This window comes from Treponema sp. R8-4-B8, from assembly GCF_054786175.1.
The window spans coordinates 1-430 of sequence record NZ_BDHE01000457.1 but is presented as its reverse complement, the minus strand read 5'-3'; the positions used below and the strand labels follow the sequence as shown (position 1 = coordinate 430).

Sequence of the window (430 nt, the reverse complement as noted above, 5' to 3'; positions counted from 1 at the left end):
ACAGTGCAGATTGTATTTGTCAGTCAGGCGTTTATTGAAGGAATCGTCTATTGGCAGGGCGTTAAACGCTATCTTATGCAGTAATCCCGAAGGAGAGTAATAAACCGTTGTAACCCCTTTTAATTCCTGTTCAAGCGGCTTCCAAACATATTCAAATAACGCTAACCCGTTGGCGTTGTAAAGAATACGCGCCTGTTCCACCGGGCTTCTCCCTTCGGCTTTGTCCAGTATTTCTTTCAAATCGCTCTCATTGCACAAAAGAACCCATGCGGGGGCTTTACTGTCCTTTTTTACCACAAGCGCTGCGTATTGAACGGTATCCGTCAATCCTTTGTCGTAAATCCTGAAAGACACAAACTCAATGGCGGCTTCGTTCTTTTGAAGACTTTTTTGTATGGTTTTCCAGTTAACATCCAAATCCACTTTTAAT

Annotated in this window: 1 protein-coding gene; it reads right to left on the bottom strand. The window is 43.0% G+C overall.

The window, feature by feature from the left end:
* The coding region (locus tag ACYVRA_RS09230; RefSeq protein WP_461252405.1) for a hypothetical protein at window positions 1–430 on the bottom strand (430 nt) is incomplete at both ends.